Source organism: Pseudomonas sp. GW823-FHT05G12 (genome assembly GCF_058795575.1).
The window spans coordinates 681,891-704,679 of the sequence record NZ_CM179501.1 but is presented as its reverse complement, the minus strand read 5'-3'; the positions used below and the strand labels follow the sequence as shown (position 1 = coordinate 704,679).

Here is a 22,789-nt window from a genome sequence, read left to right as displayed (position 1 = left end):
GGGCAGCAACTATAGCGCAACGTCAGGTGCAGCACCCGGCGTTGCGCGCCAGGTCAGACCATGGTCGCGCTAAATGGTTGCCTGGTCGGTACACTGTGGCCATTCGTTAAAAGGGGGCCGCGTTGCGCCCCTTCGCGGGCTCGCCCGCTCCCACAGGTTTGGCGCCGGCCACAAGAGCAACACTTTCCTGTGGGGGCGGAAGCCCGCGAAGGGGCACACAGCGGCCCCAAAATCTCATGGAATGCACATGCCCCAACTCGCTGCCGACTGGCGCCACCGCCCCACCCACCGCAAGGTCTGGGCGTTGGCCGCGCCGATGATCCTGTCCAACATCTCGGTACCGCTGGTGGCGCTGGTCGACAGCACGGTCATCGGTCATCTCCCGCACGCTCACCAACTGGGCGCGGTAGCTGTGGGCGCCACCTTGTTCACCTTCATAGTCGGCCTGATGGGCTTCCTGCGCATGGGCTCCACCGGCTTCGCTGCTCAGGCCGCCGGCCGTGGCGACGGTGCAGCGCTACGCCAGGTCCTGGTGCAAGGGCTGCTGCTGGCGGTCGGCTTCGCCCTGTTGATCGGCCTGCTGGCCCTGCCCTTCAGCCAGCTGGCACTCCATGCGATGCAACCCAGCGCAGCCCTGCAGCAATCCACCGAAGACTTCTTCCATACCCGCCTGCTTGGCCTGCCTGCGGCGCTGGCCAGTTACGCGCTGGTCGGCTGGTTCCTCGGTACGCAGAACGCCAGGGCTCCACTGGCCATCCTGCTGACCACCAACCTGCTGAACATCGCCTTGAACCTGTGGTTCGTGCTGGGCCTGGACTGGGGTGTACTGGGCTCGGCGCGGGCATCGGTGATTGCCGAATGGACTGCCGCCCTGCTCGGCCTGGCCCTGACCCGCCCGGCTCTGCGGGCCTACCCGGGGCAGATCGTGTGGGCAGCGCTCAAGCGCTGGCAGGCCTGGAGGCCACTGCTGGCGGTGAACCGCGACATCTTCCTGCGTAGCCTGGCGCTGCAACTGGTGTTCCTGCTGATTACCGTGCAGGGCGCACGCCTGGGCGAAGCGACCGTGGCGGCCAACGCCCTGTTGCTCAATGGCCTGCTGCTGACGGCCTATGCGCTGGATGGGCTGGCCCATGCGGTGGAGGCCTTGTGCGGCCATGCCATTGGTGCCCGTGACCGCGACACCTTGCGCCGCTCGCTGGTGGTCGCTTGTGGTTGGTCACTGATCACCAGCCTGGGCTTTGCCGGGCTGTTCCTGCTGGGTGGGCACCTGTTCATCGACTTGCAGACCGACATCGAAAGTGTGCGGGCGGCGGCTTATCCGTATTTGCCCTACCTGGCGTTGCTGCCGCTGATCGCGGTGTGGAGTTACTTGCTGGATGGCTTGTTCATCGGCGCGACCCGGGCGCGGGAAATGCGTAATGCAATGCTGGTTTCGGTGTTGATTGCGCTGCCGGTGGCAGTGGCCATGAGCGGGTTGGGCAACCATGGGTTGTGGGTGGCGTTTCTTGGGTTCATGGGGTTGCGGGCGGTGACGTTGGGGTGGGTTGGATGGAAACTGAAACTGGAGGGCAAGTGGGTCACAGGGCCCGGAAACACAATATGAAAAATATGCTCGATTGACTGCTTCCAAGCCTCTGGCCGATAAAAGCAGAACCCATGGAGGGGGCTCACACCAACGGCCTATGAGCAAGGAGCCATCATGTACCCTCCACCCGCGCCATCAGGTGTCTCAGTACTTAGCAACATGCACGCTGCAAGCAAAGAGCGTAACTACTTTAAAAATGGCGGCAGTGCTTTTCTAGTGTCGTGGTTCTATTCGAAGGTTCGTAATCGAGACGAGTGGGATTACAAGCAACAGGGAAGGCAATATGAGGCGTTAGGTAATTTCAATTATGGCGCAACTGGAACTGCTGCTGGCCTTTCGGAGGAGTTCCTGTTGAGGGGGGCGGGATGGGCACAGAGCCGCGCGGGGACCAGTAATTCAGCATTTGGATCATGGTGGGGCAGTTCCCCTTATGGCGACGACCCCGAGGATCAGGAATGGATCAAGAAAGGGATCGAATATGCCAAGTCATACGGGTATTAGATGGCTGATTGCTTGCCTGCTTCTGCTTATCCTCGGTCAAACCCTATGGATCTTCTCCAGAGATGCAAGGCCTGTGTTGACCAAGATTGTTTCTGAAACTCCAATTGGCAAGCAGAGTGCCATTTATGAGGTGCTCAGCGATGCTGGTGGGGCGACAGTGCCGCTGATCTACTTGTACTTTGTGGCTGAAAAACAACAGCACGATGATCTGGTCTTGAAGGGCCTTGAAAGGCTGACGCCTTTCCTGGTCACTCGACAATCGGGCGCCGTGCTGCACGTGGAGGGCCTGAAAATAACGGCGCGGACTGAGGAGCAGGTCTACAGCTATTCGAGTACCACTCTTCTCGAAGAGGGTGGCGCAGTATTGCCTATTACAATCGAACTCACCGCGACGTCTCACCGAGAGTGATAGTCAAAGGGGCCGCGCAACGGCCCCTTTGCATTTCAGGAGGACAGGTACGAAGACCGGGTCAAGCCCAGGCGCAAGGCATCCAGATACTGGGTCCGCTCACGCGCAGTGATCTTGGCGCTGGCAACCTTGTCGCGGTAATGCGTCATCAACTCTTCCGGCGACAGGTGCACGTAGCGCAGCATGTCTTCGATGGTGTCGTGGGTTTCGATACCGGCGTGGTACACACTGCCGTCGGCATTCTGGTAGATGTTCACCGAATCGGTGTCACCGAACAGGTTGTGCATGTCACCCAGGATTTCCTGGTAGGCACCCACCAGGAACACGCCCAGCAGGTAATCCTCACCCTCCTTCACCGCATGCACCGGCATGCTGGTTTCGATGCTCTGCTCGTCAACGTACTGGTTGATCTTGCCGTCGGAATCGCAAGTCAGGTCCTGCAATACCGCACGCCGCATCGGCTCTTCGTCCAAGCGGTGCAGCGGGATGATCGGCAGGACCTGGCCGATGGCCCAGGTGTCTGGCAGGCTCTGGAACACCGAGAAGTTGCAGATGTACTTGTCGGCCAGCTTGTCGTTCAGCTCGTCCAGCACCTGGCGGTGCGAGCGCTGGCGGGCTTTCAGCGAGTTGTGCAGGCGGCGGCACACGGCGAAATAGCACTGCTCGGCCAGGGCCTTCTCGCCCAGGCTCAGCTTGCCATCGGCGTACTGCGCGGCCACATCACCCATGTAGTGGGTGGCGCGCCAGTAGGTCTCGGTGACCATCTCGATGTCGGTCGGGCCAAGCAGGTCGACCAGCCACTGCACGGTCTCGGGCAGGGCTTCCTTGTTCTCGATGGTCGGTACGTCGTCGTTGTGTTTCTCGACGTCGGTCACCTGGATCACCAGCATGGCGTGGTGCGCGGTCAGCGAACGGCCACTCTCGGAGAAGATGTGCGGGTGCGGCAAGCCCTGCGCGTCGCAGAACTCCTTGAGCATGCCCACCACCACGCCGGCGTAGTCGTCCATGTCGTAGTTGATCGAGCTGGCATTGCGCGAGTGGGTGCCGTCGTAGTCCACACCCAGGCCGCCACCCACGTCGATGTGGTCGACCGGCAGGCCCAGCGCACGCAGTTCGCCGTAATAACGGATGGCTTCCTTGAAACCGTGCTGGTAGTCAGCCAGGTTGGCAATCTGCGAACCCATGTGGAAGTGCAGCAGGCGGATGCCCTGATCCAGGCCCGCATCGCGGAAGCGCTGCACCACCGAAAGCAACTGGGCGGCGGACAAACCGAACTTGGACTTCTCGCCACCGGTGTCGGCCCACTTGCTCGAGGCCAACGACGACAGGCGAACGCGCAGGCCAACCTGTGGTTTCACCTTGAGCTCGGCGGCCTCTTCGATCACCAGGGCCACTTCCGACTCTTTCTCGATGACGATGAACACATTGTGGCCAAGCTTCTGACCCATCAGCGCCAGGCGAATGAACTCACGGTCCTTGTAGCCGTTGCAGACGATGGTGCCGCCCTTCGGCGCCAGCGCCAGCACTGCCAGCAACTCGGGTTTGGAGCCGGCTTCCAGGCCGATGGAAACGTTTTGCGTGGCGATGATGTTTTCCACCACCGCTTCCTGCTGGTTGACCTTGATCGGGTACAGCGCGGTGTACTGGCTCTGGTATTCCAGGCGCGCGATGTTGGCGTCGAAGGCACCGGTCAGCTGGCGCACACGGTCCTGCAAAATGTCAGGGAAGCGTACCAGCAAGGGCAGCGACAAGCCGCTCTGGCGCAGTTCGTCGACCTGTTCGAACAGGTCGATCGGAGCGCTTTGAGGGCCGTTGGGGCGTACTTCGACGCGCCCGGCTTCATTGATGGCGAAATAGCCAGCGCCCCAATGGCGGATACCATAAACACTGCGGCTGTCGGCCACGGTCCATTGGCTACCATCGTCTTTGCGTGTGCGTCGTACGGACATTCAAGTCCCCTATAGATAAGTCGAAGACACTGCCCGCAGGCAGCGGGGCGAGTGTAAAAGCTGAAAATGACGATTCATCCGTGCTCAGGCATAGACTCTGACCACGGGAACGAGTTTAGAAAGCGCTGGGCAAAAAATCGCGCGATGGCCTCAGCCGCCGGACTTTTTCGCCTTGAAACCCTGTTTGGTCAGCTCGCCGATCAACAGCTCGACATGGTCGCCCTGGATCTCGATAACCCCGTCCTTCAAGGCGCCGCCGGTACCGCAGCGGCGCTTGAGTGTGGTCGCCAGCTCTTTGAGCTGATCGGGCGGCAGCGGCACGCCGGTGACGGTGGTCACGGTCTTGCCGCCACGGCCTTTGCTTTCGCGGCGCACGCGGGCAATGCCGTCGCCTTCGGGGATGATTTGCTGCTTGCAGGTGCAGGCGTCCACCGGCTGGCCACAGTCGGGGCAGTGCCGACCGGCGTCGGTGGAGTACACGAGACCGCCAAGGGCGGAAAAGGAAGAAGCTTTCTTGGCCACTTTTGTTCCTCGGTGCTGAGGACAAAAACTGGTCGTGCCTTGGGGTTGAGGCCGACCGCGAAGCCCCACTCTGGCAGGGGCGGCGCTACTGCTGCAAGAATTGCGGCAGCCCGAAAAGGGCGCGCAGTGTAACGATAAATACGCCGGTTGTGTAGGAGCGGATTTACCCGCGAACAAGGGCAAAGCCCTTGCCCTGGGAAACGGGTGTCTGGGCCGGTATTTCGCGGGCAAACCCGAGCCTACAAAGTGGCCTTGTAGCGCTGCAACGCCGCCAACGAGTCCGGGCAATAAGGCTTGCTCAGGCTTTCCTGCTCAGCCTGTTCCAGACCGATGAAGCGCGCTTCAATAACCTCTTCCGGCTGCAACCGCAACGGCGCATCCGACACCGCCGAATACACCGCGCACCACAAGCGGTTATCCGGCTGGTCGAAATAGAACCGCTCGTGAAAGCGCAGCTCGGCGCCCTCGATGCCCAGCTCTTCGGCCAGCTCGCGCGCGGCCGACTCGGCATACGCTTCGCCAGCCGCGACCATGCCGCCCGCTGCCACATCCCAATAGCCGGGGTACAGCGCCTTGCTCAGCGTACGCCGGTGTACACACAATTCACCGGCACTGTTGAACAGCAGAATGAACGTGCAGCGACCGATCAGGCCACGCTCGCGCAGCTCGGCACGGGGCAAGGCGCCCAGTACCTGGTCGGTTTCGTCCACCCAGGTGACCAGCTCCCGGTCGGAAGCCGCCCGATGGGCGGCCTCGGTTGGGCTGATAGCCATCATCAACCCTGCGACAGCAGCTGACGCAGATCGATAACCGCAGCGTTGGCCCGGGAAATGTAGTTGGCCATGACCAACGAGTGGTTGGCCCACATGCCGAAGCCACTGCCGTTGAGCACCATCGGGCTCCACAGCGACTCTTGCGAGGCCTCCAGCTCACGGATGATCTGACGCACGCTGACGGTGGCATTCTTCTTCGCCAGCACGTCGGCGAAGTCCACCTCGATGGCACGCAGCAGGTGCGACAGCGCCCAGGCTTGGCCACGGGCTTCATAGAACACGTTGTCGATCTGCAGCCATGGGGTTTCCACCAGCTCCTCATCCACCTGCGGCGCCTGGCCGGCAACGACCGACTCGGTCTTCAGCGTGGTGTTGAGCTTGACCCGGCCAACGCTGGCCGACAGGCGCTGCGACAGCGAGCCCAGACGGGTGGCGACGTCACCCAGCCAGTTGTTCAGGTTGTCGGCGCGGGTATAGAAGATAGCGCCCTTGTCGCCGGCAGCCAGACGGGTCTGGTAGCGGGTCAGCGACTTGATGCCCTCTTCGAACTCCGACTCGCTCGATGGCAGGATCCAGCTCTTGTTGTCGAAGTTGAAGCGCGGCTCGGCCTTGGCCAGGTCGGCGTCTTCGGTGGACTGCGACTGCGAACGGGCGAAGTCTTTACGCAGGGCACGGGACAGGTCGCGGACCTGGACCAGCACGCCATATTCCCAGCTTGGCATGTTGTCCATCCACAGCCCTGGCGGGAAGCGGTCGTTGGAAATGTAGCCGCCCGGCTTGTTCAGCAAGGTGCCGGCCACGGTCTTGAGGGTTTCGACGGTGGTATAGCCCACCACCATCTGCTGGCCAGTACGTTCGGCTGCGGCCTGGGCGTTTTGCTGCACCGGGAACAGAGCAGGCTCCTGGCTCCAGTACCAGCCCAGGCCGATACACACCAGCAGGTACAACCCGATCAGGGTCCCCAGGGCACGGCTCCAAAGGCCGCCAAGGTAGCTACGGGCGGCAGCGCCGCGCCCGTCGACACGCTCACGGGGCTCGGCTTTGGCCTCGCGGTTTTTCCAGTCCAGCATGGCTTTGTCCTTATCAGTCACGACGGTTCAGGGGCTTTGACCACAGGCCTGCGCTAGCGTGCCACGGGAAGCCCGAATGGCTGCACTATAAAGCAGACACCACCGTACGCATAAGCGACCATTCAGTCAGCAACTGAATATTCGTTCTGCCCGCTTTGTTGACGCAGGGCACTCACGCACGTGAAAAGAGCTGCTAGCATAGAGCCATCATTGCCCCTGCACATCCCAACCTATAAGTAGCCAGGACATGAGCCAAGCAGTCGAGCCGAGCCCGCAGTGCCCCGTCCAACAGTTGACGCGTAACGGCCTGCGCAAGGACGACCCGCTCGACCAACTGCTGCTGCCCGTGCGCAAACCGGTGTACATCCTGCTGCAGGACCACGAGCGCGCCCAGCGCCTGGCCCAGCAACTGGAATTCTTTGGTCTGGTGGTGCAAGCGTTGCCCAGCGCCGCAGCGTTTCTCGCCTCGATCAGCGAGTACCCGCCGTCGGCCATCATCATGGATGTCGACTTCACCGGCGCCGGCCTGGGCTTGCTGCTGGCCGCTCAGGTGCAGCAGGGCCTGGCACGCTCCATTCCGTTGCTGTTCTTCAGCCATCACGAAGCCGACACCCCTACCCGCCTTGCCGCAGTACGCGCCGGCGGTCAGGACTTTCTCACCGGCAGCCTGGAAGCTTCCAGCTTGCTGGAAAAGGTCGAACTGCTGACCAACACCGCCCCGCACGACCCGTTGCGCGTGCTGATCATCGATGATTCGCGCACACAGGCCATGTACACCGAGCGTGTACTGGCCGGCGCCGGCATGCTCACCCGCAGCCTGACCGACCCGATCCGCACCATGGCCGAGCTTGCCGACTTCCAGCCCGACCTGATCATCCTCGACCTGTACATGCCGGCCTGCACCGGCCCGGAGCTGGCCAAGGTAATCCGCCACAGTGACCGTTATGTGAGTGTGCCGATCATCTACCTGTCTGCCGAGGACGACCTGGACAAGCAACTGGATGCCATGAGCGAAGGCGGTGATGACTTTTTGACCAAGCCGTTTCGCTCACGCCACCTGATCACCACCGTGCGCAACCGCGCCGCCCGCGCCCGCCATTTGAAGGCGCGCATGGTCCGCGACAGCCTGACCGGGCTGTACAACCACACCCATATCCTGCAGCTGCTGGAAGACTGCAGCTTCCGCGCCCGCCGTGAGCAGCAGCCGTTGAGCTTCGCCATGCTCGACATCGACCACTTCAAGAAGATCAACGACCGCCACGGCCACCCCATGGGCGACCGAGTGATCAAGAGCCTTGCCCTGTTCCTCAAGCAGCGCTTGCGCAAGACCGACTTCATTGGCCGCTACGGTGGCGAGGAGTTCGCCATCGTCATGCCCAATACCGCGCTGGATGCCGCACACAAGGTGCTGGACGAAATTCGCCGGCGCTTTGCCGAAATTCTCTACCCGGCGCAGCCGCGGGATTTGCAGTGCACCTTCAGTGCCGGGGTGGTGCAACTGGACGAGGGGCTGGATGCACTGACCATGGCCAGTGCAGCGGACGAGGCGCTGTACCGGGCTAAGCATGCGGGGCGCAATTGCGTCGTTCGTGTAGAGCCCTGAAATTCGCACTCACGGTGCCGGCTTCTTCACAGGCTTGCCCGCTTCCCCAGGCATTTCACATACCTCAAGTCTGGAGGTAAACCTGTGGGAGCGGGCAAGCCCGCGAAGAGGCCAGTGCCGGCCACACCAATGGAGGCACTGTGCCACTTTTTTTCTGACACCAAGCCCCTGGCGTCATCACCCCGTCACAAAATCGCAATAACTTCAGGCGCCTACCTCTCCCCTGCGCAGGAAGTTCGCGGCTATGCGCCTGAAGTGGCTGACCAATTTCAACACGCTGTTGCTGGTGACCGTGTGTATCGCCTTGGGCGCCACCCTGTGGTGGTCACAACGCGCCCTCGAGCGCCCCTACCAGCTGATGGAGCGCTATCTGGGCCTGTCCCAGCAGTTCCAGAACCAGGCGGCGCGCAATATCCAGGCCTACCTGGGCAGCGGCGATGCCCTGCGTCAGGCCGCCGCCATGGAGGCGACCCAGCAGTTGCAGGCCGCACTGACGGACTGGCCGGTAGAGCTGGCCGAGAAGTTGCGCCCCAGCCTGGATAGCCTGCAGGCCTTCACCGCCAACGAACTGCTGGCCGCCGGCAAGCTGGCCGGCGACCCACAAGCCCTGCTGCTGCAAGCCGAGCGGGAGCTGGGGGCGAACTTCGAGCAGATGGCCAGCTACGCCCGCGACAGTGGCAACGCCGAGGCCAATCGCTACTTGCTGCCCTTGCTAGACGCCACCCTGCATCTGGGGCGGCTGTCATTGGCTCGCGACAAGCTGGTCAGCAGCGGCCGCCCGGAGCTGGCCGACGAGGTCGAGCGCGAGCTGCAACTGATCCGCGCCCAGGCCCAGACGGTCGACGGCCTGCCACTACTCGGCGTAACCCGCACGGCCGAATCCGGAGCCGACGACTTCGCTGCGATGATGGGCCTGGAATCCCAGAGCAGCGCCCAGCAGGAAGACATTGCCGTGGGCCTCAAGCGTGAATTGCAAAGCCTGCTCAACCGCTACCCGGCCGAACTGCAACGCACCCGTGAACAGATCGAGCGCCGCGCCGAACTGGCCGCCACCACCGGCCAGCGCCTGGAAGCCGTACAACAGGCCATCGCCGCGCTGGAACCCGAAGTACGCGGCCAGCATGCGAAAATCGCTGCCGAGGTGCGCATCATCCAAGGCCTGATGATCGGCCTGATCCTGCTGATCGCCCTATTGATCGACACGCTGCAACGGCGCCTGGCGCGGACCCTGACCGGACTGGCCCCGGCCCTGTCACGCTGGGCCGAGGGCGATTTCGCCCAAGCCATCGCCCTGGGCAAGACCAACCGCGAACTGCACGACATCCAGGAGTCGCTCAACCGCCTGCGTCAGTACCTGGTGGAGCTGGTCGGCACCATCCGCCATAACGCCGAGCAGGTGGCCGGCAGCAGCCACGCCCTGGCCGGCATGAGCGCTGCGCTGCACGGCGGCGCCGAGCGCCAGGCCGGCGATACCGGGCAGATCCGCGATGCCTTGGGCGAGCTGGAAGCGACCATTCAACAAGTGGCAGGTGACGCCAGCGCAGCCGCCGAGGCCAGCCGCGATGCCGGGCGTGCGGTGGAACAAGGCCAGGCGGTAATCGGCCAGAGCCTGTCGGGCTTGCGTGAGCTGGTCGATGAAGTGCAAGGCAACGCCCGCATGATCGAACAATTGGCGGAAGAGTCGGCCACCATTGGCGGGGTACTGACGGTGATCCGTGCGATTGCCGAGCAGACCAACCTGCTGGCACTGAATGCCGCGATCGAAGCGGCCCGTGCCGGCGAGATGGGCCGTGGCTTTGCCGTGGTCGCCGATGAGGTGCGCTCACTGGCTCAGCGCACCACGGGAGCTACCGGCGAGATCCAGGCGTTGATCGACCGCCTGCAGCAGGCCGCCAGAAGTTCGGTGGCGGGGATGCGCGCGCAACTGGAACATGCCGAGGCCACGGCCAACCAAGCCCAGGCGGCGGATGGGGCACTGGATGAGATTGTCTGTGCCATTCGTACCATTTCCGATACAGCGGTGCGGATTGCCGATGTCACGGCACAGCAGAGTGGCGCGGTGAGCGAGATTCGTGACCACAGCGAGCGGATTCACGAACTGGGTGAAGAAAACCTGCAGCGCATTGGCGAGGGGCGTGAACAGGGTGAACAGCTGCTGAGCCTGGGCGGTGAGCTGAACCGGGCGGTGCGAGCGTTCAGGGTCTGAGATCGAGCGCCGCCCGCGCAGCGCTTCGCGGGTAAACCCGCTCCTACGTTTGTTTCGGGCCAATTATTCCTGCGCATCCGTTATCATGCCGGGCACGTTCCACCTCGCGAGTCCGCCATGCGCCGCCTGTTTTTCATGCTGTTCCTGCTGCTGGCCAGCCCGGCCTTCGCCACAGGCCTGCTCGACAACCGCCCCAGCGCCACCCTTGGCGCCGCTTCGCTGGCCAACAACGCCGACTTCCTGCCGGTACACGAGGCCTTCAAGCTCAACCTGGTCCAGGCCGATGCGCAAACCATCAAGCTGCGCTTCGTCGCCACCGATGGCTACTACCTTTACCGCCACCGCTTCCAGTTCCGCACGGAACCGGCCGACATCATCCTAGGCACGCCGAACATCCCCAAGGGTGAGGCCAAGCACGATGAATTCTTCGGCGACGTCGAGGTGTACCACGGCGTGCTCGATATCGAGTTGCCACGTAAAGACCCGCGCGCCTTCACCCTGCTGGTGGGCTACCAGGGTTGCGCCGACAAGGGCTTGTGCTACCCGCCGGAAACCGCACGCCTGAGTATCGATGGCGAAGGCGTTGCAAACACGCCAGCCACCCGCGAACACGGCTGGAACTGGAAGTCGCTGCTGCTGTTCTTCCTCGCTGGGGTCGGCCTGACCTTCACCCCCTGCGTGCTGCCGATGTTGCCGATCCTTTCCGGTGTCGTGCTGCGCGGCCAGGTTGGCGGCGTGCGCGGCCTGGCGCTGTCGCTGGCCTACGTGCTGCCAATGGCCGCCAGCTTCGCGGTGCTCGGCGCACTGATGGGCCTGTTCGGCGCAAGCCTGAACCTGCAGGCGCGCCTGCAGTCGGCCTGGGTGCTGGTACCTTTCGCGCTGTTTTTCGTAGTGTTCGCCCTGGCCATGTTCGGCCTCTTCGAACTGAGGCTGCCCCAGGCCCTGAGCAACCGCCTGAACAACGTCGCCAACCACACCCGCGGCGGCTCGCTGCTGGGCGCAGCTGTGCTCGGTGTGCTCTCCAGCTTGCTGGTTTCTCCGTGTGTATCGGCGCCCCTGGCCGGTGCCTTGCTCTATATCAGCGCCAGCGGCGATGCCCTGGGTGGCGCACTAAAGCTGTTCGCCCTGGGTTTGGGCATGGGTGCACCGCTGCTACTGGTGGCCACCGGTGGCGCGGCCTGGCTGCCCAAAAGCGGCCCGTGGATGAATACGGTAAAAAACGCCATTGGCGTACTGCTGCTGGGGCTGGCCATCGGCTTGCTCAGCCGTGTACTGCCGGGCCCTGCGACCTTGCTGCTGGTCGGTTTCCTCGCTGCGGGTGTGGCACTGTTCCTCGGTGCGCTGGAATTCGTCGTCAAGACGACGGCCCAGCGCCTGGCGCAACTGCTCGGTCTGGCCTTGCTGGTGTACGCGCTGGCTTGCTGGTACGGCGCCCTCACTGGCCAGGGCGACCCACTGCGCCCACTGCCAGTTGCGTCACTGGCCGCCAGCGGCGGTCTGCCGGCAGCAAAAGCCGATGCCTGGCAGACCATCACCACACCTGATGCCATGGACGCAGCCCTGGCGCAAGCCAAGGCCGCCGGCCAGCCAGTGCTGCTGGACTGGTACGCCGACTGGTGCATCAGTTGCAAGGTGATTGAGCATGAGGTGCTCAATGCACCGCAGGTGCAAACACAGCTGGCCGGCTTCAAACTGCTGCGGTTCGACATCACCGAAAGTAATGCCGAGCAACGCAAGCTGCTCGACCGCTATCAGCTGTTCGGCCCACCCGCCCTGCTGTTTTTTGCTGCGAACGGCAGCGAAATTACCGCTGATCGGGTGATTGGCGAGATAAATGCCGGTGAATTCGCGCAGATTCTGACGCGCGTGCGCGGCAAAGTCGGTCTATAACTTCCCGCGGGCCCGGAAAAATCCTGTAATGAGTGACCGGATTTAATTATCCGGTCACATACTTCGCGCGAACCTCGGACATCGTGCTGGCTATTGCCGGGAACTGGACACTTGCCGTTGCTTTACGGCACACTCGCCGCGCTGTGTCGAATTGCCCTACAAATCCAAGGAATCCGCAGATGGCAACGCTACTGGTGCTCCACGGCCCAAACCTCAACCTGCTCGGTACTCGCGAGCCAGGCCACTACGGCGCCGTGACCCTGGCTCAGATCAACCAGGACCTGGAGCAACGTGCCCGCGCCGCAGGCCACCATCTGCTGTACCTGCAGAGCAATGCCGAATACGAACTGATCGACCGCATTCACGCCGCACGCAACGAGGGTGTGGACTTCATCCTGATCAATCCGGCTGCTTTCACCCACACAAGCGTCGCATTACGTGACGCATTGCTTGCGGTGAGCATCCCATTCATCGAAGTGCACCTGTCCAACGTGCACAAACGCGAACCGTTCCGTCACCACTCCTACTTTTCCGATGTTGCCGTAGGGGTGATCTGCGGTCTGGGCGCCAGCGGTTATCGCCTGGCCCTGGAGTCCGCGCTGGAACAACTGGCTGCCAACGCACAGCCCAAATGATGAAAACCCTGGCCTAAGTGGGCCGGGGTTCGAGAGAAACGTTTCAGATACGTTTTTTGTATTTCGCCCCCTGACCGAACCTTTGGGAGTTGATGATTAATGGATATCCGTAAAGTCAAGAAACTGATCGAGCTGCTGGAAGAGTCTGGCATCGACGAACTGGAGATCAAGGAAGGCGAAGAGTCGGTCCGTATCAGCCGTCACAGCAAGACCCCAGCTGCCCAGCAGTTCTACGCACCGGCGCCTATGGCCGCCGCCCCTGCCGCTGCGCCGGTTGCCGCTGCTGCGCCAGCCGCCGAAGCCACTGCTGCCGCCCCGGCCCTGAAAGGCACCGTGGTCCGTTCGCCAATGGTAGGTACCTTCTACCGCAAGCCTTCGCCGACCTCGCCTAACTTCGCTGAAGTTGGCCAGTCCGTGAAGAAAGGCGACACCCTGTGCATCGTCGAAGCCATGAAGATGATGAACCACATCGAAGCCGATATTGGCGGTGTCATCGACGCCATCCTGGTAGAAGACGGCCAGCCGGTTGAGTTCGACCAGCCGCTGTTCACCATCGTTTGAATCGCGGAGAGCCAACGATGTCTGGGAAGCTCGAAAAAGTCCTGATCGCCAACCGCGGGGAAATTGCCCTGCGGATCCTGCGTGCCTGCAAAGAGCTGGGTATCAAGACCGTCGCCGTGCACTCCACTGCCGACCGTGAACTGATGCACCTGGGCCTGGCAGACGAGTCGGTCTGCATCGGCCCTGCATCGTCCAAGGATTCCTACCTGCATATCCCGGCGATCATCGCTGCCGCCGAAGTGACTGGCGCCACTGCGATTCACCCGGGTTACGGCTTCCTGGCGGAAAACGCCGACTTCGCCGAACAGGTGGAAAAATCCGGTTTCGCCTTCATCGGCCCGAAAGCCGACACCATTCGCCTGATGGGCGACAAGGTTTCGGCCAAGGACGCGATGATCAAGTCGGGCGTACCGACCGTACCGGGCTCCGATGGCCCACTGCCAGAAGACGAAGAAGTTGCCCTGGCGATTGCCCGTGACGTCGGCTACCCGGTGATCATCAAGGCCGCCGGTGGCGGTGGTGGTCGCGGCATGCGCGTGGTGCACAAGGAAGAGGACCTGATTTCCTCGGCCAAGCTCACCCGTACCGAAGCCGGTGCTGCCTTCGGCAACCCGATGGTTTACCTGGAGAAGTTCCTGACCAACCCACGTCACGTGGAAGTGCAGGTACTGTCCGACGGCCAGGGCAACGCCATTCACCTGGGCGACCGTGACTGCTCGCTGCAGCGCCGTCACCAGAAGGTCCTGGAAGAAGCACCAGCCCCGGGCATCGATGAGAAAGCCCGCCAGGAAGTGTTCAAGCGCTGCGTCGATGCGTGCATCGAGATCGGCTACCGTGGTGCGGGTACTTTCGAGTTCCTGTACGAAAACGGCCGCTTCTACTTCATCGAGATGAACACCCGCGTGCAGGTTGAGCACCCGGTATCGGAGATGGTCACTGGCATCGACATCGTCAAGGAGATGCTGAGCATCGCCGCTGGCAACAAGCTGTCGTTCCGCCAGGAAGACGTGGTGATCCGTGGCCACTCGCTGGAGTGCCGGATCAACGCCGAAGACCCGAAGAAGTTCATCCCGAGCCCAGGCAAGGTGAAGCACTTCCACGCCCCGGGCGGCAACGGCGTACGCGTCGATTCGCACCTGTACAGCGGTTATTCGGTTCCGCCGAACTACGACTCGCTGATCGGCAAGCTGATCACCTACGGCAAGGACCGCGACGAAGCCATGGCGCGCATGCGCAATGCCCTGGACGAGATCGTCGTCGACGGCATCAAGACCAACATCCCGCTGCACCGCGACCTGGTGCGTGATGAAGGCTTCTGCAAAGGCGGCGTCAACATTCACTACCTCGAGCACAAACTGGCCAACCAGGAGTGATCGTGTAGTGTGATGTACCAGAACCCCGGCCCTGTGCCGGGGTTTTTTATTGCCTGCCAGAATCTGGGGCCGCGTCGCGGCCCCAGGGCTCTACCCCTTCATCCGCGGCATGTCGATGCGGTGCTCATGCACTCGCCGATAAAGCGTCGCCCGCGAAATACCCAAAGCCCGCGCCGCATCAGCCGGCTTCCAGCGATGGCGGATCAGCGCGTCCAGCAACAGCTGCCGGGCCGGGCACGACACCCCGCTTTCAGCCGAGCCAACCGCTTCACCGCGCACCTCCTGCGGCAGATCCTGCAGCCGCACCTGCCCGCCCTCACTCACCGCACAGGCATACCGCAACACCTGCCGCAGCTGGCGCAAATTGCCCGGCCAGCGATAAACCAGCAGCGCCTGCAGCGCGTCATCCGCCAACACCACCTCCACCCCGCAGGCCGCCGCCTCTTCGGCCAGCAACTGGTGAATCAGCCCCAGCCGGTCATCACGCTCACGCAAGGGGGGAAGCTCGAAACGGGCATTGGCCAGGCGGAAGTACAAGTCTTCACGAAATCGCCCGTCCTCCACCATCGCCGCCAGATCGCGATGGGTCGCACAGATCACCTGAATATCCACCCGCTCCCGCCGCGCCGCACCCAGCGGCGCCACCTCACCCTCCGCCAGCACCCGCAGCAGGCGGGTTTGCAGGTTCAGCGGCATGTCCCCGATCTCGTCGAGGAACAGCGTGCCGCCATCGGCCTGCTGCAACAGCCCTTGCATGCCTTTGCTGGAAGCCCCGGTGAAGGCCCCGGCCACATAGCCGAACAACTCGCTCTCGATCAGGGTTTCCGGAATGGCCGCGCAGTTCAGGGTAACGAACGGACCGTCACAGCGCTGGCTTTGCTGGTGCAGCTGGCGGGCGAATACCTCCTTGCCGGCCCCGGTCTCACCCAGTACCAGCACCGCCAGGTTGCAGTCCTTGACCCGCGTGGCCAGCCGCAGGTGCTGCTCGATACGGGTGTCCTGGGCCTGGCGCACAGGCTGCGCACGCTGGCGTTGCTGCGGTGCACTGACCCGGCCATACAAACCACCCAGACCGGGCAGGCGCTGGGCGGACGACGCGCTCACCCGGCGCAGTTGGTCGATGTCGAACAGTTCGCCTATATGCTCGGGCAAGCGCCCCAGGCGTTCCACCAAGCGTTGCCGCGCCAGGCTGTTGATCGCCTGCAAGCGGCCATCGGCATCCCAGGCCAGCAGGTAGTCGGGCTGGCTCTCCACATAGCCCGGCGTACCATGGGCGCGCATCACCCAGTGGCCTTGGGCGCTGTGCATGAAGAAGGCGTTTTCGATCTCGCGGGCCGTTTGCTCGACCAACTGGCGGATCAGGTGCTGGCTGCGCCGATCGTCCGGCGACTGCAAGGCCGACACATCGACCACGCCCAACAACTCACCCAACGGGTCGAACACCGGCGCCGCTGTGCAGGTCAGGCCGATGAAGGCGGCGCGAAAGTGATCGCGCTTGTGCACCGTGACCGGAGCCTTGCTGGTCAGCACCGCCGCCACGCCGCATGTGCCCTCCTCGCCCTCCGACCAGCAGGTCCCCAGATACAGCCCGGCCTTGCGACAGTCGTTGCGGATGGCCGACTCGACCCGGTAATCGATGGTGCGCCCCTGGGCATCGGTAAGCAGCACACAGTAGTCAGCGCCGCGCACCCGCTCATGCAAGCGCGCCACGGCATCGCTGGCGATGCGCAGGAACAGCTCGGCGCGTTCGCGGCATTCGTTGAGCAGGCTTTGGGAAAGGATACGCGGCCCCTGCTGGGAACCGGGGTCGAGGCGGTACACATCCATGGAGCGGCGCCATGAATCGAGGATCAGCGGTGGTACCGGCGCCTGCGGCAGGCGGTCGGCATTCTTCAACACCCTGCTGACGCAGTCCACATGGGCTCGGGAGTTCGCGGCAAGCATTCAGGCCCTCCGGTTCTCGTTACTGTTTTTATCGTTGTCCGGCCATTAAGCGCCTCTGGGCATGCCCCGACAAGCACTGTGTGATTACCGGCTGGCTTGAGACGCAGCGTCTCAGTGTCTCGGCAACGCAGGCCCGGCGCTGGCACCCGGCGTCTCGCCACCCTACCCGTGTAGACCTGCCCGAACACGACCAGAGCCCTCTAGCCCGGGCACTTCAGCTATTGCGAAGAAAGCTGGCACCCCGCTTGCTCCTGCCCTTGCAAACAAAAATACGAGGTGCGCCATGCCGCTACCCGCCCCGATTGTCGGGATCATTGCCAACCCTGCCTCTGGCCGCGACCTGCGCCGCCTGACCGCCAATGCCGGGCTCTATTCGAGCACCGACAAGGCCTCGGCTATCCAGCGCCTGCTGGCCGCTTTCGGCGCCACCGGCATTGGCCAGGTGTTGTTGCCCAGCGACATGACCGGCATCGCTGCTGCAGTGCTCAAGGCCAGCCAGGGCCCAGGGGCCCGTGACCAGCACTGGCCGGCCATCGAGATCCTCGACCTGCCACTGAGCCAGACCGTGGCCGATACCCGCCTGGCTACCCGGCGCATGGTCGAGCGCGGCGTGGCGATGATCGCCGTGCTGGGCGGTGATGGCACCCACAAGGCGGTCGCCGCCGAGGCCGGTGACGTGCCGCTGCTGACCCTGTCCACCGGCACCAATAACGCCTTCCCCGAACTTCGTGAAGCCACCAGCGCAGGCCTGGCCGGTGGCCTGCTTGCCAGTGGCCGGGTACCGGCCAGCATCGGCTTGCGCCGCAACAAACGCTTACTGGTGAACGTGCCGGAACAACAGCTGGCCGAGTGGGCCTTGGTCGAGGTGGCCGTATCGCCGCAGCGTTTCATCGGTGCCCGTGCACTCAGCCGCAGCGAGGACCTCTGCGAAGTCTTCGCCTGCTTCGCCGAGCCCCACGCCATCGGCCTATCGGCCCTGTGCGGTCTGTGGTGCCCGGTGTCACGGCAAGATCCGCACGGCGCCTGGGTACGCCTGGCCCCCGACGCCGAACAGGCGCTGTTGGCGCCGTTGGCGCCCGGCCTGCTGCAAGCCTGCGGCATCACTGCCTGCGGTCCGCTGACACCCGGCGTCGCCCAGCGCCTGAGCCTGGCCAGCGGCACCCTGGCGCTGGATGGCGAACGCGAAATCGAATTTGCCGAGCATGACACCCCCACCATCACCCTCGACCACCAAGGCCCACTCAGCGTGGACGTCGAGGCCGTGCTGGCGCATGCCGCCCGCCACCACCTGCTGGCCGTCCCGCGCGGCCACCGGCTGCACCCTGCAAACCCGTGTTGAGACAACCCCGGAGAACAACAAGATGTCCAATCAACTCAGTACTGAACAACTGCTGCATGCCTATGAAGTCATGCGGACCATCCGCGCCTTCGAAGAACGCCTGCATGTGGAGTTCGCCACCGGCGAAATTCCCGGCTTCGTCCACCTGTATGCCGGCGAAGAAGCCTCTGCCGCCGGGGTCATGGCCCACCTGCGCGACAGCGACTGCATCGCCTCGACCCACCGCGGCCATGGCCACTGCATCGCCAAAGGCGTGGACGTGTACGGCATGATGGCCGAGATCTACGGCAAGAAGACCGGCGTGTGCGGTGGCAAAGGCGGCTCGATGCACATTGCCGACCTGGAAAAGGGCATGCTCGGTGCCAACGGTATCGTCGGCGCCGGCGCACCACTGGTGGCCGGGGCGGCGCTGGCGGCCAAGCTCAAGGGCCGTGATGACGTGTCGGTAGCCTTCTTCGGCGATGGGGCATCCAACGAGGGCGCCGTGTTCGAGGCCATGAACATGGCGTCGATCATGAACCTGCCCTGCATCTTCGTGGCCGAGAACAACGGCTACGCCGAGGCCACTGCCTCCAACTGGTCCGTAGCCTGCGACCACATTGCCGACCGCGCTGCCGGCTTCGGCATGCCAGGCGTCACCATCGACGGCTTTGACTTCTTTGCCGTATACGAGGCCGCCGGCGCTGCTATCGAGCGCGCCCGCTCCGGGCAAGGGCCGTCGCTGATCGAGGTCAAGCTCAGCCGTTACTACGGCCATTTCGAAGGCGATGCGCAAACCTACCGCGCCCCTGATGAAGTGAAGAACCTGCGCGAATCCCGCGACTGCCTCATGCAATTTCGCAACAAGACCACCCGCGCCGGCCTGCTCACGGCCGAGCAACTGGACGCCATCGACGCCCGCGTCGAGGACCTGATCGAAGACGCCGTTCGCCGCGCCAAATCCGATCCCAAGCCACAGCCCGCCGACCTGCTCACCGACGTCTACGTCGCCTACCCCTGAGCCGCGGATTACAAGAACAACAGGAGAACCACCATGGCAAGAAAGATCAGCTACCAGCAGGCCATCAACGAGGCCCTGGCCCAGGAAATGCGCCGCGACAGCACAGTGTTCATCATTGGCGAAGACGTCGCCGGCGGTGCCGGTGCGCCCGGCGAGGATGACGCCTGGGGTGGCGTGTTGGGCGTGACCAAAGGCCTGTATCACCAATTCCCCGGCCGCGTGCTTGACGCGCCGCTGTCGGAAATCGGCTACGTCGGCGCGGCCGTCGGTGCTGCCACCCAGGGCCTGCGCCCGGTGTGCGAACTGATGTTCGTCGACTTCGCCGGCTGCTGCCTGGACCAGATCCTCAACCAGGCCGCCAAGTTCCGCTACATGTTCGGCGGCAAGGCAGTGACCCCGCTGGTGATGCGCACCATGTATGGCGCCGGCCTGCGTGCGGCAGCCCAGCACTCGCAGATGCTCACCTCGCTATGGACGCACATCCCCGGCCTGAAGGTGGTGTGCCCATCCTCGCCTTACGATGCCAAGGGCCTGTTGATCCAGGCGATCCGCGACAACGACCCGGTGATCTTCTGCGAACACAAACTGCTGTACAGCATGCAGGGCGAGGTGCCGGAAGAGGTGTACACCGTACCGTTCGGCGAAGCCAACTTCTTGCGCGATGGCGACGACGTGACCCTCGTTACCTACGGGCGCATGGTGCATGTGGCGCTGGAGGCCGCCAACAACCTGGCCCGCCAGGGCATCGACTGCGAAGTGCTGGACCTGCGCACTACCAGCCCGCTGGACGAGGACAGCATTCTGGAAAGTGTGGAGAAGACCGGCCGCCTGGTGGTGATCGATGAAGCCAACCCGCGCTGCTCGATGGCCACCGACATCAGCGCGCTGGTGGCACAGAAGGCTTTTGGCGCACTCAAGGGACCGATCGAAATGGTCACCGCGCCGCATACCCCGGTGCCGTTCTCCGACGCCCTGGAAGACCTGTACATCCCTGACGCGGCGAAGATCGAAGCCGCCGTGCGCAAGGTGATCGAAGCCGCAAGGAGTGCCGCATGAGCCAGATCCATACCCTGACTATGCCCAAGTGGGGCCTGTCGATGACCGAGGGCCGGGTGGACACCTGGCTCAAGCAGGAAGGTGACGAAATCAGCAAGGGCGACGAGGTGCTGGACGTCGAGACCGACAAGATCAGCAGCAGCGTCGAAGCGCCTTTCAGCGGCGTGCTGCGCCGCCAGGTAGCCAAGCCGGATGAAACCTTGCCCGTCGGCGCACTGCTGGCGGTGGTAGTCGAAGGCGAAGCAGAGGAGGCCGAGATCGATGCCGTGGTACAGCGCTTCCAGGCCGAGTTCGTCGCCGAAGGTGGCGCCGACCAAAGCCAGGGGCCGGCCCCTCAGAAGGCGGAAGTAGGCGGGCGCCTGCTGCGCTGGTTCGAGCTGGGTGAAGGCGGCACACCGCTGGTGCTGGTGCACGGCTTTGGCGGTGACCTCAACAACTGGCTGTTCAACCACCCGGCACTGGCTGCCGAGCGGCGGGTCATCGCCCTCGACCTGCCGGGCCACGGCGAGTCGGCCAAGACCCTGCAGCGGGGCGACCTGGATGAGTTGAGCGAAACCGTGCTCGCCCTGCTCGACCACCTGGACATCGCCAAAGCCCACCTGGCCGGCCATTCCATGGGTGGTGCCGTCAGCCTCAACGTGGCGCGCCTGGCCCCGCAGCGGGTGGCCAGCCTGAGCCTGGTAGCCAGCGCCGGTCTGGGCGAAGCGATCAACGGGCAGTACTTGCAAGGTTTCGTCACTGCGGCCAACCGCAATGCACTCAAACCGCAGATGGTGCAGTTGTTTGCCGACCCGGCGCTGGTCACCCGGCAAATGCTGGAGGACATGCTCAAGTTCAAGCGCCTGGAAGGTGTGGACCAGGCCCTGCAGCAACTGGCAGGGGCGCTCGCCGACGGCGACCGGCAGCGCCACGACTTGCGCGGAGTACTTGGCAATCACCCGACACTGGTGGTGTGGGGTGGCAAGGATGCGATCATCCCGGCCAGCCATGCCGAGGGCCTGGAAGCCGAAGTACAGGTGCTGCCAGAGGCCGGCCACATGGTGCAGATGGAGGCGGCCGAACAGGTCAACCAGCAACTGCTCGCATTCCTGCGCAAGCACTAAGCCCTTTTCGTGAGCCTGGAGAACAACAATGAATGACCTGAGCCACACCCACATGCGCGCGGCCGTCTGGCATGGCCGCCACGATATTCGTGTCGAACAGGTACCTTTGCCGGCCGACCCTGCGCCGGGCTGGGTGCAGATCAAGGTGGACTGGTGCGGCATCTGCGGCTCCGACCTGCACGAATATGTTGCCGGCCCGGTGTTCATCCCGGTAGAAGCCCCGCACCCGCTGACCGGCATTCAGGGCCAGTGCATCCTCGGCCATGAATTCTGCGGCCACATCGCCAAGCTTGGCGAAGGCGTGGAAGGCTATGCCGTAGGCGACCCGGTGGCGGCAGACGCCTGCCAGCATTGCGGTACCTGCTATTACTGCACCCATGGCCTGTACAACATCTGCGAACGCCTGGCGTTCACCGGCCTGATGAACAACGGTGCCTTCGCCGAGCTGGTCAACGTGCCCGCCAACCTGCTCTACCGGCTGCCGCAGGGCTTCCCTGCCGAAGCCGGGGCACTGATCGAGCCGCTGGCGGTGGGTATGCACGCGGTGAAAAAGGCCGGCAGCCTGCTTGGGCAAACCGTTGTAGTGGTGGGGGCCGGCACCATCGGCCTGTGCACCATCATGTGTGCCAAAGCCGCGGGCGCAGCGCAGGTTATCGCCCTGGAAATGTCCTCAGCACGCAAAGCCAAAGCCAAAGAGGTAGGCGCCAACGTGGTGCTGGACCCCAGCCAGTGCGATGCCCTGGCGGAAATCCGCGCACTGACTGCAGGGCTGGGCGCCGATGTGAGCTTTGAGTGCATTGGCAACAAACATACGGCCAAGCTGGCCATCGACACCATCCGCAAAGCAGGCAAGTGCGTGCTGGTGGGTATTTTCGAAGAGCCCAGCGAGTTCAACTTCTTCGAGCTGGTGTCCACCGAGAAACAGGTGCTGGGGGCGTTGGCGTACAACGGCGAGTTTGCCGACGTGATTGCCTTCATTGCTGATGGTCGGCTGGATATTCGCCCGCTGGTAACCGGCCGGATCGGATTGGAGCAGATTGTCGAGCTGGGCTTCGAGGAACTGGTGAACAACAAAGAGGAGAACGTGAAGATCATAGTTTCACCAGGTGTGCGCTGATTGCACCTTGAAGGCAACGTGGCACCTGTGGGAGCGGGTGGGCCTGCGAGCAATGCAACACAGTGGAGGGCACCGGCTTTGCCGGTGTTCGCGGCTGAAGCCGGTCCTACAGGGTACGCGCAAGGTTCCAAGGCTGTGCGCTGACACAGGGGC

19 protein-coding genes are annotated in these 22,789 nt (G+C 63.5%); 14 read left to right on the top strand and 5 right to left on the bottom strand.

Annotated features, from left to right (window positions below; genetic code table 11):
- The first annotated feature begins 247 nt into the window (after nucleotides 1-247).
- From AC3RCM_RS03230 to AC3RCM_RS03220, 3 genes are all read left to right on the top strand, one after another.
- Nucleotides 248-1,603 carry an MATE family efflux transporter gene (locus AC3RCM_RS03230; RefSeq protein WP_064493245.1) on the top strand — a complete coding sequence of 452 codons (1,356 nt, stop codon included), beginning with the start codon at nucleotides 248-250 and terminating at the stop codon, nucleotides 1,601-1,603.
- A 96-nt stretch (nucleotides 1,604-1,699) separates the two neighbouring features.
- Nucleotides 1,700-2,086, top strand: coding sequence for a polymorphic toxin type 44 domain-containing protein (locus AC3RCM_RS03225; RefSeq protein WP_492629367.1), 387 nt, complete (start codon nucleotides 1,700-1,702; stop codon nucleotides 2,084-2,086).
- The gene (locus tag AC3RCM_RS03220) at nucleotides 2,064-2,495 is read left to right on the top strand and encodes a hypothetical protein (protein WP_064493246.1); all 432 of its coding nucleotides are present in this window, start codon (nucleotides 2,064-2,066) and stop codon (nucleotides 2,493-2,495) included. Before AC3RCM_RS03225 ends, AC3RCM_RS03220 begins: the two co-directional genes overlap by 23 nt.
- Before the next feature lie 35 nt (nucleotides 2,496-2,530).
- On the opposite strand, the gene speA is transcribed toward AC3RCM_RS03220, so the two are convergent.
- The 4 genes from speA to AC3RCM_RS03200 form a co-directional block, all read right to left on the bottom strand.
- Nucleotides 2,531-4,444: an arginine decarboxylase gene (gene speA, locus AC3RCM_RS03215; protein ID WP_010951840.1), complete on the bottom strand. Its 1,914-nt coding sequence runs from the start codon at nucleotides 4,442-4,444 to the stop codon at nucleotides 2,531-2,533.
- Nucleotides 4,445-4,594: 150 nt separating this feature from the next.
- Nucleotides 4,595-4,966, bottom strand: coding sequence for a translation initiation factor Sui1 (locus AC3RCM_RS03210; RefSeq protein ID WP_003255318.1), 372 nt, complete (start codon nucleotides 4,964-4,966; stop codon nucleotides 4,595-4,597).
- Nucleotides 4,967-5,205: 239 nt separating this feature from the next.
- Nucleotides 5,206-5,739, bottom strand: a complete 534-nt coding sequence (locus tag AC3RCM_RS03205; RefSeq protein WP_010951839.1) for an NUDIX hydrolase — start codon at nucleotides 5,737-5,739, stop codon at nucleotides 5,206-5,208.
- A gap of 2 nt (nucleotides 5,740-5,741) precedes the next feature.
- Entirely contained in the window at nucleotides 5,742-6,809 is a 1,068-nt protein-coding gene (locus tag AC3RCM_RS03200; protein WP_049587200.1) for a DUF2333 family protein, read from the bottom strand.
- 247 nt (nucleotides 6,810-7,056) lie between these two features.
- Here AC3RCM_RS03200 and AC3RCM_RS03195 point away from each other — a divergent pair, with 247 nt between their 5' ends.
- The 6 genes from AC3RCM_RS03195 to accC all read left to right on the top strand — a co-directional run bounded on the left by AC3RCM_RS03195 (nucleotide 7,057) and on the right by accC (nucleotide 15,077).
- The gene (locus AC3RCM_RS03195; protein ID WP_010951837.1) at nucleotides 7,057-8,412 is read left to right on the top strand and encodes a diguanylate cyclase; all 1,356 of its coding nucleotides are present in this window, start codon (nucleotides 7,057-7,059) and stop codon (nucleotides 8,410-8,412) included.
- Between the two features lie 244 nt (nucleotides 8,413-8,656).
- Entirely contained in the window at nucleotides 8,657-10,618 is a 1,962-nt protein-coding gene (locus AC3RCM_RS03190; protein ID WP_198747166.1) for a methyl-accepting chemotaxis protein, read from the top strand.
- Between the two features lie 117 nt (nucleotides 10,619-10,735).
- Nucleotides 10,736-12,508 (top strand): protein-disulfide reductase DsbD, encoded by a 1,773-nt coding sequence (locus AC3RCM_RS03185; RefSeq protein WP_198747167.1) that lies wholly within the window; start codon nucleotides 10,736-10,738, stop codon nucleotides 12,506-12,508.
- Between the two features lie 179 nt (nucleotides 12,509-12,687).
- Entirely contained in the window at nucleotides 12,688-13,143 is a 456-nt protein-coding gene (gene aroQ, locus AC3RCM_RS03180) for a type II 3-dehydroquinate dehydratase (protein WP_010951834.1), read from the top strand.
- A gap of 99 nt (nucleotides 13,144-13,242) precedes the next feature.
- On the top strand, nucleotides 13,243-13,704 hold the full coding sequence (gene accB, locus AC3RCM_RS03175; RefSeq protein WP_010951833.1) for an acetyl-CoA carboxylase biotin carboxyl carrier protein: 462 nt from the start codon (nucleotides 13,243-13,245) through the stop codon (nucleotides 13,702-13,704).
- A gap of 17 nt (nucleotides 13,705-13,721) precedes the next feature.
- Nucleotides 13,722-15,077 carry an acetyl-CoA carboxylase biotin carboxylase subunit gene (gene accC / locus AC3RCM_RS03170; protein ID WP_003255333.1) on the top strand — a complete coding sequence of 452 codons (1,356 nt, stop codon included), beginning with the start codon at nucleotides 13,722-13,724 and terminating at the stop codon, nucleotides 15,075-15,077.
- A gap of 90 nt (nucleotides 15,078-15,167) precedes the next feature.
- Here accC and AC3RCM_RS03165 read toward each other — a convergent pair whose 3' ends face one another.
- Entirely contained in the window at nucleotides 15,168-17,021 is a 1,854-nt protein-coding gene (locus AC3RCM_RS03165) for a sigma-54-dependent Fis family transcriptional regulator (RefSeq protein ID WP_064492936.1), read from the bottom strand.
- A gap of 283 nt (nucleotides 17,022-17,304) precedes the next feature.
- On the opposite strand from AC3RCM_RS03165, the gene AC3RCM_RS03160 reads away from it, so the two are divergent.
- The 5 genes from AC3RCM_RS03160 to AC3RCM_RS03140 are packed head-to-tail and all read left to right on the top strand — an operon-like array spanning nucleotide 17,305 to nucleotide 22,636.
- Nucleotides 17,305-18,360 (top strand): ATP-NAD kinase family protein, encoded by a 1,056-nt coding sequence (locus AC3RCM_RS03160; RefSeq protein WP_108191695.1) that lies wholly within the window; start codon nucleotides 17,305-17,307, stop codon nucleotides 18,358-18,360.
- A gap of 22 nt (nucleotides 18,361-18,382) precedes the next feature.
- Nucleotides 18,383-19,360: a thiamine pyrophosphate-dependent dehydrogenase E1 component subunit alpha gene (locus AC3RCM_RS03155; protein ID WP_010951830.1), complete on the top strand. Its 978-nt coding sequence runs from the start codon at nucleotides 18,383-18,385 to the stop codon at nucleotides 19,358-19,360.
- Between the two features lie 33 nt (nucleotides 19,361-19,393).
- Nucleotides 19,394-20,416 carry an alpha-ketoacid dehydrogenase subunit beta gene (locus AC3RCM_RS03150; protein ID WP_010951829.1) on the top strand — a complete coding sequence of 341 codons (1,023 nt, stop codon included), beginning with the start codon at nucleotides 19,394-19,396 and terminating at the stop codon, nucleotides 20,414-20,416.
- Nucleotides 20,413-21,519 carry an acetoin dehydrogenase dihydrolipoyllysine-residue acetyltransferase subunit gene (locus AC3RCM_RS03145; protein WP_104886745.1) on the top strand — a complete coding sequence of 369 codons (1,107 nt, stop codon included), beginning with the start codon at nucleotides 20,413-20,415 and terminating at the stop codon, nucleotides 21,517-21,519. The genes AC3RCM_RS03150 and AC3RCM_RS03145 overlap by 4 nt, the downstream gene beginning before the upstream one ends.
- 52 nt (nucleotides 21,520-21,571) lie before the next feature.
- Nucleotides 21,572-22,636 (top strand): 2,3-butanediol dehydrogenase, encoded by a 1,065-nt coding sequence (locus tag AC3RCM_RS03140; protein ID WP_223843612.1) that lies wholly within the window; start codon nucleotides 21,572-21,574, stop codon nucleotides 22,634-22,636.
- The last annotated feature ends 153 nt before the right edge of the window (nucleotides 22,637-22,789 follow it).